The sequence below is a fragment of the Mucilaginibacter gotjawali genome, from assembly GCF_002355435.1.
GTDB classification, from domain to species: Bacteria; Bacteroidota; Bacteroidia; order Sphingobacteriales; family Sphingobacteriaceae; genus Mucilaginibacter; species Mucilaginibacter gotjawali.
Genome location: NZ_AP017313.1, coordinates 386,426 through 396,157, shown reverse-complemented (window position 1 = coordinate 396,157; position 9,732 = coordinate 386,426). Strand labels below are relative to the sequence as shown.

Genomic DNA, 9,732 nt, shown 5'->3' with positions numbered 1-9,732 from the left:
TCATCAAAGTTAAACATTGGTTACGCGGCGTTGCCGAAAGGTTAAGGTGTGTAGTTTTTTTCGGTAAAAAAGAAAATGTACTATAAGAGATATAAATTTAATAATATACCCCTATAGGGGAATTATTATATTATATTTAAAATGCAATGTAATATTTTCCACAAAGCGGGAACATTGTTTACATCAGGTTTTTACATGCTTTATTTCTTCGCACTGTAAAAATGTCCCGCCGCAGCCTTTATATTTTTACAAAAGTACTTTTCCCGACCAGGCTTTTGTTTTTATCATTTATAACCTCAATAACATAAGTCCCGGGCAACAAATTGCTTACATTATCCTGCCAGGTAGCGCTTGCTGAAGTAACTGATTTGATAACCGAACCGATGGCATTAATGATCTTAATATCATAAGCCTGCTGATTTACCACACCGTTAAGCGCTGGCGTTAAGCTAAGGTGTTGCAAAGCCGAAATTCCTGGTATCGAATTGCTGTTATCCTGGTTAACTGCCAGGTTGATCACCCCCGAAGACGGGTTAGGATAAATACTGATATTGCTTTTTGCCAGGCTATTGGTATTGCTGTACATCAGTTTAGCCACGCCGGAGTAGCTGGCGGTTCCGTTCAAATCCACCATTTTCAGGCGATACAAATTTTCTCCTGCCGCAGGCGCCTTGTCCACCAAACTATAGGCACCTGCCGCGCTTGAGGCATATCCGCCCAATACATTAAACGTTGTGCCGCCGTCTGTGCTCTTTTCAACGGTAAAATTGGTGTAGTTTTGTTCGTTTTCGGTCTTCCATACCAGCTGTGCGCCATCAACGGCTTTTGTTGCTGCAAAATTCAACAGGTGAACCATTAAAGCAGGGTTTTCGCGAACAACCAGACTGAAACGCTTTGCTCCGAAACTATTGGTGTCGCTTTTAACTATGTCAAATGCGTAAGCCGGGTTATGTTTAATATCAAGCGAGTCTTTGGTGTAAGCATCTTTCAGCCACACGTCGTACAGATCAGGAATGCTTTTTATAGCCGACAGTTTTAATTGGTAGCCGCCATCAGCAGTAGCATTTACGTTTAAAGGGATAATCGCCGGGCTTAATTTTGGAAGGGCCTGCGAATTAATGGCCAGCGCTACATTGTCTGCGGACAAGCTCGAAAGGCTAACTGCCCCGCTGCCCGGTTTATATACCGCGTCTTCATTCATCGCAAATTGCGGTTTGGCGTTGCTGTCAAATCTTACAAGCAAGCCATCACTATGAGTTGAATCCTGAACCAGTTTCAAATTGATGAACTGGCTCACATTTGCCAAAGGTGCATTGCCGAGGAACAAATTACCGATAGCCCGGTTTGCCTGTGCGCCTGTTTTTCCGGCTTCGTTAAATGTCAACGAGGCGGCGGACGAAAGTGCACTTACAAAAAACCCCTGTCCACTAGGTATTACGTTGGAGCCGGATGATGCTAAAGTGCCAAAACCACCGTTACCTTGCTGGTAAACATTATAGCTTCCGCTTAAAGGGTCGAGCACATATATAAAAGGACTTACATTTGGCCCGTAGATCCCGCTCGCTGAAGAAGTTGTGCTAAAAGTGTCCCAATCTATTGAACTTGGATACGGATTGCCCACAAAAGCTAATCCCAAAACAGATGAATTACCTGCAACCGCCGTATAATCTAAAGTTGATAAAAGGCTAAACCAAGGCTTCACGGTTACCGGCCCGGTATTCAGTGTCCCTGTCGCAGTTAAAGTAATGGCTTCCGCCACAGTGCCGGGGCTATATTTATTGGCGAGGTTGTTGATACGGTCGCCCCGGTCAAAAAACATAAAGCCATTGCCTACAGGTATATTAAAACCACTGCCATCATTATCAATTGTATAATTCGGGTCGGCGCTGATATTAGCGATTCCCCTGAAATTGCCCCCCGTAAATGAACTGTTTGACGGCGCTAAATTGTCCCGGTACAAATAAAGGGTTGGGTTGCCTGCCTTATCAAAGCCGCCCGCAGGACCCGCCGTGCCGGTTATAAGTGCCGATAATTTTACATAATTTACGCTGTAAACATTATTCCCGCCCACGGTTGCTTCATATACCGGCGAAGAAAGGTCGCGGTAAGATCGGTAAGCACTGGTACCCCCGCTTAAATAACGTTCAACATTATAAGTGCCGGTACAAACAGCATTAACACCCGAAATATTTCCAATGGCGGCACAGCCCGTGTTGTCGGACTGCAAGGTAAAGTTTCCGGTATTTTGAACAGAGGTACCAAAGCCGGTTAAATTAATAACAGACGATGAACCCAAATAAAAAGTACCCGTATTTTGAAGATAAACGCCCGGGTAATTTAAATTAACGATGCAGGCAGAACCAATAGAACCGGCATAAAATGTTCCGCTGTTCCGGATATAAGCCAGGGCGGCTGAATTTGATGCAAAATCTATGGTACTCGCGCCGTTTATTGTAAAAGTTGCCCCTGCCATGTTGCTGATATAACCCGCGCCGCCCAACTTTATTGCCGAACCCCGGACATTGAAGTTTCCGGAATTTATGATGTTCGCCTGGTACACCATATTGATGTACTGCAAATTAACGGCGTTAAAAGTACCGGATGCATTGTTTGTAACAGACGCACTGACATTTAAAAATATGTGGCCTGAATTGACCGTAAATGTTCCTGAATTGGTAAGCCCGGCGTTGAAATTAATTACCAGCGAGTCTGCAGTAAACGCGCCGCCCGTTCCGGAAACTGATAGCGCGGCATTTACGGTTACTCCCCCGCTAACAGTTAATGGCGCAGCAAGGCTAACATTGGTAGGGCCGGTTATTTGTATTGCCGCGCATGCGGAGGGCACATCAACCACCGGGGTTTTTGCCGTAGCACCAATAAGTACCGTATCACCCGCTGCCGGAAAACCAGTTGATGGCGCCCAGTTACTGCTGTTACTCCAATTGCTATTGGCGCCAGCGCCTGTCCATATAAAGGTTAACGACGAGGTTTGATAAACTGAGATTGAATACGTCCTGGTGGTGCTCCCGTCCTGCCCGGTAACCAGCAAATTAATCACCGTAGGGTTACTTGTCAGGGCAATAGATTGCGAAGGGGTGCCTGATGTAACAGCAATACCATTAACCGTTACGGTCGCATTGGCGTCAGCCGTAGTTGGGGTTACGGTTAATGCCGCAACTGATGAACTTACAGAAGCTGAATAATTGACATTACTGCTCCCTGTTACCAAAGTAAGCGCTGAACCGGTACTTAACTTTAAACCCTTCAGCGCTGCATTACTTGAACCATTTTTGTTCACCGTAATAGAGATAGTTCTTTTGGTTGAACCGTCCTGTGCAGTAACCAGCAGGTTAATTACTGTAGGATTGGTTGGAATAGCAATAGGCGCCGATGCTGTGCCCGATGCAACGGCAATGCCATTAACAGTTACGGTAGCATTGGGGTCATCAGTAGTTGGCGTTACCATTAACGACGTAGTGGTTGAAGTTACCGAAGCTGTGTAATTAGCATTACTTGTGCCCGTTACTAAAGTAAGAAGCGAACCCGTACTTAGCTTTAAAGATTTTAATAACGCATCGCTTGAGCCGTTTTTATAAATAGTAACAGCATATGACCGGACGGTACCATCCTGAGCGGTAACCAGCATATTAATAACCGTTGGATTGGCCGGTAACGCAATAGACGGTGAAGGGGAACCGGATACAACGGCTATCCCGTTAACGGTAACTGTAGCGTTAGGGTCATCAGTTGTGGGCGTTACTGTTAACGACGCGGTAGAAGAAGCTACAGAGGCCGTATAATTCACATTGCTTGTGCCGGTTACCTGGGTAAGTGATGAATTTGTACTTAGCTTTATTGATTTTAACGCGGCATCGCTTGAACCGTTTTTGTAAATAGTGATGGAATATGACCGCGTGCTTCCGCCAGACGCAGTAACCAGCAAATTAATAACCGTTGGATTGGTTGTAATGGCAATAGCTTGCGATGGCGTTCCTGACGCAACCGGCAGCCCGTTAACGGTTACAGTGGAAGCAGGGGTTGTTGTAGTTGGCGTTACCGTTAATATTGTAACAGCAGCAGCTACCGAAGCTGTATAATTTACATTACTGGTGCCAGATATAAGGGTAAGTGTTGAGCCGGTACTTAGCTTAATTGATTTTAAAGTGGTACTGCCTGCGCTGCGGAGTAGGGGTATTGCGTTGGCATTGGCGTCTTTAAAACCCAATATTAAAACCAAAACAAAAAAACTTATAAATAATTTCGTTTTCAATTTAGTAAAGTAATAATTTATCAATCTTGACCGTGATAAGGAACAACGTCAATCCGGCATGAAATTATTAAATATATTTAACTTACCCGTTAAAATGTTGAAAACTTCCTATTGTTAATTTATCGCGCAGTTTTTATTGAATCCAAGTGATCTTTTTAAATCTGCCGCAGTTTTTTTGTTGTATTTGAATGAGATATACCAGGGAAGTGATCAGCCCGAATACATCCGGTTATTAAATGCAAACCGTTATTTCCTGAACATAGAGGCGATCCAGATAATGAGTGCGATAACTAAAACCACGGCGATAATGCCAACCGCAAAACCAGCTTTAAAAATCCCCTCGATTGCAGTACAACTGCTTAAACAAAACAAGAGGAGTGTGGCGAACAGAAAACTTATATTTTTCATTTTTATAAAAATTAAGACAAATTGCTGAACGTATAATACACCTAACCGTTAAAAAGTTTTCAGATTGCTCCTTCATTTTTTAATTTATTTACCGCCCAAAAAGTCTTTTTTGTAAAAAAACACATCACCCATCCTATCAAAATGATAATCACCCTATCAAAATGATAGGCTATTTACAATATGTAGGCCATACGCCAACTTGATAATATTTTGAAAATCAACGTCTTAATTTAATAGCTGAAAGATTTTCGGCTAATGGCACAGGGATTGGCTTCGCTTTATTAATAACTAAAAAATAATTGATTAAACACTCATAATGAGCAGCAGCAATAATTTACCCCCATCCGCCATATCCCGGCGGCAGGAATTATCTGTTTCATTTTCTTTCAACCAACATTTTATTCTTTCCTGATCAATGGAATCCCACATTAAAAAGCTCACGTTTGCTGGTACGCTTGTTACCCTAGGTATTATTTTTGGCGATATCGGCACATCCCCTTTATATGTTTTTCAAACCTTATTGGTTGAAGGCGGCAAGGTCAACAACCTGCTCGTGCTGGGTTCAATCTCCTGTATTTTCTGGACACTTACCTTACAAACCACTTTTAAATATATTATCATTACCCTTCAGGCCGATAACCATGGTGAAGGCGGCATATTTTCACTATATGCCCTGGTGCGGCGTTACGGAAAATGGCTGGCCATACCTGCAATTATTGGCGCCGGCACCCTGCTTGCCGACGGCATTATCACTCCTCCTATCTCGGTAACGTCAGCCATTGAGGGGTTAAGCAATGTGCCCGCACTAAGCAATCCAATAAAACACCCCGAATTTGTGCCTGGAAGCCACCTTATTTTAGGGCTGGTGATCGGGATCATGCTGGCGTTATTTTTCTTTCAGCAATTCGGCACCAAGATCGTCGGCTCAGCCTTTGGCCCGGTCATGTTACTGTGGTTTTTGATGATCGGCACATTGGGCGCTTTGCAGATCGTGCATGATCCCGCTATCTTCAAAGCATTAAGCCCGGTTTATGGCTACAGGCTGCTTACTGAACACAAGGAAGGTTTCTGGTTACTGGGCGCGGTGTTTTTATGTACCACGGGCGCCGAAGCGCTCTATTCCGACCTGGGGCATTGCGGGCGGAAAAACATCCAGGTAAGCTGGATATTTGTAAAAACTACGCTTTTATTAAGTTACCTGGGCCAGGGAGCCTGGGTGCTGTCGCGGCCTGCCGGCACCAGTTTTGCCGGGGTTAACCCTTTCTACGCCATTGTGCCTGACCCTCAATTGCTAATGATCCCCGCCGTGGTATTGGCTACTTTAGCAACCATTATTGCAAGCCAGGCCCTCATCAGCGGTTCGTTTACCCTCATCAGCGAAGCGGTAAGCATGAATTTCTGGCCACGCATCACCATTAAATATCCATCAAATATCCGCGGGCAAATCTATATCCCCAGCATCAACTGGATCTTATGTATCGGCTGTATCCTGGTTTCCCTTTATTTTGAAACATCAGAGCACATGACGGCTGCTTACGGATTTTCCATCACCATTGCCATGTTGATGACGACCATCCTCATGTCGTACTTTATGCGTTATGTGAAACACTGGCCGCTTTGGATTGTTGTCATCATCCTGTGCGTATTTTTAACCGTTGAATTCTCCTTCTTCATTACCAACGCTGCTAAATTATTAAAGCGGATCTTCTTTGTTGTTTTCGAGATCGGACTGATATTTACCATGTACATCTGGTTCAAAGCGCGCAAGATCAACAACCGCTTTTTGCATTTTATCGACCTGAAAGATCAGATACCCCTGTTAATTGCTTTAAGCGCCGATGAGTCGGTAAGCAAATACTCCACCCACCTTATCTACCTGACCAAGGCAAACAACGCCAAACAGATTGAGGAAAAGGTGATGTACTCCATCATGAGCCGGAAACCCAAACGGGCCGATACTTACTGGTTCATCCATATCGAAACCACCAATGAACCCTATACCATGGAGTATAGTGTCGACCAGATTGAGCCAGGCAAAGTTATCCGGGTTGAGTTCCGTTTAGGTTTCAGGATCCAGCCGAGAGTAAATGTTTTGTACCGCAAAGTTATTGAGGACATGGTTGCCCGCAAGGAAATTGATATCACCAGCAAATACGAATCGCTGAATCAATACAAAATAGCGGCCGATTTCAGGTTTGTCATTATGGAGAAATTCCTTTCGTACAACAACTCCTTTGGCGCTAAAGAAGGATTTATCCTCAACAGCTATTTTGCCATCAAAAAACTGGCACAAACCGAGGCCAAAGCATTCGGCCTGGATACCAGCGAAACATATGTCGAAAAAATACCATTGGTAGTGAAACCTGTTGGCAATATTATTTTAAAAAGAATTGAGGCTTAAATTAAATCAGCAGGCATTATAGCCCTAAAAAAATCATTACAGCCGGCCACACAGCCGGCTGTTTTTTTATCCGGCCAGGTAATTATGCCTGCAAACACCGGCACCAGCACACCAATATCATTGCAATTACTTAACTTTATTCCGATGAATCGGCCGGGTGCGGTCAACAATGTGAATTACCCGGTTAAACCAATTTAAGTATTACTGCACCTTAAATAAATCAAAATCATCACTTAACAATTATTAACTGTTAAGGCAAAAACTTTTTACAGTTTTTGCGTTTATAAGATAAGTTTAGGCCTTAAAATGTCAATTTTTAATTACAAGCAGCGCAACAATATTGTCCTCGGGGCCATCGTCATCCTGGGCTGTTTCCTTCTGTATGCGTTAAGTGGCTTATTTAGCTCAATTTTAGGCGCTATCGTATTGTTTACTCTTTTCAGGCCGGTTTACCTGCATCTGGTCGAAAAAAAGCAATGGAATAAATCGCTGGTTGCTGTACTTATCATGTTTACATCGCTCGTAGTTATCGTTATTCCTTTAATGTCGCTCAGTATTATGGTTGTCAGCAAGATAGGGAGTATTAATTTAAAATCATTTGACCTGCAAAGCTGGATCTCAAAAATTGATGATTATGCCGGTTACAATTTTAACCAGCCGCATTTTGCCGAAAACACCATGCAGAAACTCGGCACCTTTGCTACCGATCTTTTCCCGTCAATATTAGGCAGCGCTGCCAATATCCTTATCACGCTGCTGGTAATGTACTTTTTGCTCTACTTTATGCTGGTGCAGATCCGGCAATTTGAATCCGCACTGCTTAAGTATGCCCCCTTCAGGGAACAGCATGCATTAAAGTTTGCGGTAGCCTTGCGTAATGCAACCTATTCAAATGTACTGGGGCAGGGCATTATTGCTGTTGTTCAGGGATTTTTACTTGCAAACGGCTTTTTGATATTCAATCTGCCCGACCCGGTATTTTGGGGGGTGATCGGCGCTTTTATATCCTTTTTACCGGTGGTAGGGGCGCCAACGCTCACTATTCCGGCCAGCATCATTTTATTTGCCGGCGGGCATCCTGTTAAAGGAATTTTGCTTTTAGCCTATGGCCTATTATTTATCGGCAATGTCGACAATTTTTTAAGGGCCATCATCAATAAGCGCCTGGCCAATACCCACCCGCTCATTTCCATTATAGGTGTTTTTATAGGTGTTCCGCTTTTCGGGATTCTTGGATTGGTTTTCGGGCCGTTGCTGTTGTCGTATTTTCTGCTCCTGCTCGAAATTTATGAAACCAACAGAATGGCAGCCGACAGGCTGGAACGGATTCGTACAGCGCCATAAACGTAAACTATAATATATTTATCTTTGTGGGTAATAATAAATCGGCCATATCAGCGTCACTAAGAAGACAAATTGAGACATTTAGTCAGACCGGTAACATTTGGCAGGATATTTAATCAAAATTAAAAAAACAATTAATCAACTTTTAAATTTATAGTCTATGAAAGATAACACAAAAGTTTTGGCTGCTTTGCTGGTAGGATTGGCGGCAGGGGCAGCGTTGGGTATTTTATTTGCACCTGACAAGGGAAATGAAACGCGCGACAAGCTTGCAGAATCACTAAAAAACCTGGGCGATTCAATTAAAGAAACTGCATCAAAAGAGATTGACAACCTGTTGGACTTAAAAAATAAAGTTGTTGATAATATTAAGACCAAAATAAACGGCGTTGAGCAGGAATTTCAGGATGATCTTGAACATGCGTGATAGAAATAATTAGTCTTTGGTTTTAAGCTCCCGGAAATTTTCTGCAAACTTGAAACCAAAGGCTGATTGATTACAGTAAATAAAAATATGGAAGCAAAAAACGATACTCCGCCACCCTTAATTGATCAGCTTAAAGATTATGCGGAAACCCGTATAAAACTGGCTAAATACCAGGCTATAGAAGGCGGGACCACCATAGCCGCAGGCCTTATTTCTGATTTGGTAACCATTATCAGTATGGTGCTGGCTTTTTTATTTGCCAGTTTTACCCTGGCGCTTTATTTAGGCAGTTTATTTCACGCCTGGTGGATGGGTTTTGGGTGCGTATCCGTTTTGTATTTAATTATTGCCTTAGCCATAAAATACAATAAAAAAAGGCTTGAAAAACCTATCGTTGACGCATTTATACAAAAGATATTTAAAGACTAAACCAAATGGATATACCTGTTAGAAATATTGATGATTTGCGGAACGAAATATCCAGGCTTAAGGGAGTTGAGCAGGAGCAAAGTATTGCATTGTCCCAGCGGTTCAGAAGCCCGGGTGCTATATTATCATCCATCATATCCATATTTCACACGCCGGCAAATGCCGATGGCCACAAAGAGAACGGCTTTTTTGACCAGGATATCGTTAGCCTGATCTCGCGTTTTGTATTACCGTTTACTTTGAATAAAACTGTTTTCAGGAATTCAGGCTTTATCATAAAAACACTTGTTGGCCTTGTTTCTCAAAAAGCCTCTAATTTTATAACTGAAGACATGGTAGTTAGCCTTTGGGATAAGGCAAAATCACTTTTCAAAAGCAAAATCCCTCAGGTAACACCTGCGCACAAAGGAGTGCCGCCATTAAGCGAGACCTATTGATTATTAAAAGATTGAA

6 protein-coding genes are annotated in these 9,732 nt (G+C 43.0%); 5 read left to right on the top strand and 1 reads right to left on the bottom strand.

From position 1 onward, the window contains the following. Positions 1-238: 238 nt before the first annotated feature. Positions 239-4,270 (bottom strand): beta strand repeat-containing protein, encoded by a 4,032-nt coding sequence (locus MgSA37_RS01800; RefSeq protein WP_172885282.1) that lies wholly within the window; start codon positions 4,268-4,270, stop codon positions 239-241. An 823-nt stretch (positions 4,271-5,093) separates the two neighbouring features. On the opposite strand from MgSA37_RS01800, the gene MgSA37_RS01795 reads away from it, so the two are divergent. The 5 genes from MgSA37_RS01795 to MgSA37_RS01775 all read left to right on the top strand — a co-directional run bounded on the left by MgSA37_RS01795 (position 5,094) and on the right by MgSA37_RS01775 (position 9,716). Beyond that, positions 5,094-7,079: a KUP/HAK/KT family potassium transporter gene (locus MgSA37_RS01795; protein ID WP_096349570.1), complete on the top strand. Its 1,986-nt coding sequence runs from the start codon at positions 5,094-5,096 to the stop codon at positions 7,077-7,079. Between the two features lie 306 nt (positions 7,080-7,385). After that, positions 7,386-8,423: an AI-2E family transporter gene (locus MgSA37_RS01790; RefSeq protein WP_096349569.1), complete on the top strand. Its 1,038-nt coding sequence runs from the start codon at positions 7,386-7,388 to the stop codon at positions 8,421-8,423. A 160-nt stretch (positions 8,424-8,583) separates the two neighbouring features. Then, entirely contained in the window at positions 8,584-8,850 is a 267-nt protein-coding gene (locus MgSA37_RS01785) for a YtxH domain-containing protein (RefSeq protein ID WP_096349568.1), read from the top strand. 87 nt (positions 8,851-8,937) lie between these two features. Further along, complete coding sequence (locus MgSA37_RS01780; protein WP_157750381.1) at positions 8,938-9,279, top strand: phage holin family protein; 342 nt, start codon at positions 8,938-8,940, stop codon at positions 9,277-9,279. Positions 9,280-9,284: 5 nt separating this feature from the next. Then, positions 9,285-9,716 (top strand): hypothetical protein, encoded by a 432-nt coding sequence (locus tag MgSA37_RS01775; protein ID WP_096349566.1) that lies wholly within the window; start codon positions 9,285-9,287, stop codon positions 9,714-9,716. The last annotated feature ends 16 nt before the right edge of the window (positions 9,717-9,732 follow it).

What these genes read in the sequence shown, in the direction of transcription:
- MgSA37_RS01795 (WP_096349570.1), top strand. Translation starts at nt 5,094, where the DNA reads ATGGAATCCCACATTAAAAAGCTCACGTTTGCTGGTACGCTTGTTACC.
- MgSA37_RS01790 (WP_096349569.1), top strand. Translation starts at nt 7,386, where the DNA reads ATGTCAATTTTTAATTACAAGCAGCGCAACAATATTGTCCTCGGGGCC.
- MgSA37_RS01780 (WP_157750381.1), top strand. Translation starts at nt 8,938, where the DNA reads ATGGAAGCAAAAAACGATACTCCGCCACCCTTAATTGATCAGCTTAAA.
- MgSA37_RS01775 (WP_096349566.1), top strand. Translation starts at nt 9,285, where the DNA reads ATGGATATACCTGTTAGAAATATTGATGATTTGCGGAACGAAATATCC.
- MgSA37_RS01785 (WP_096349568.1), top strand. Translation starts at nt 8,584, where the DNA reads ATGAAAGATAACACAAAAGTTTTGGCTGCTTTGCTGGTAGGATTGGCG.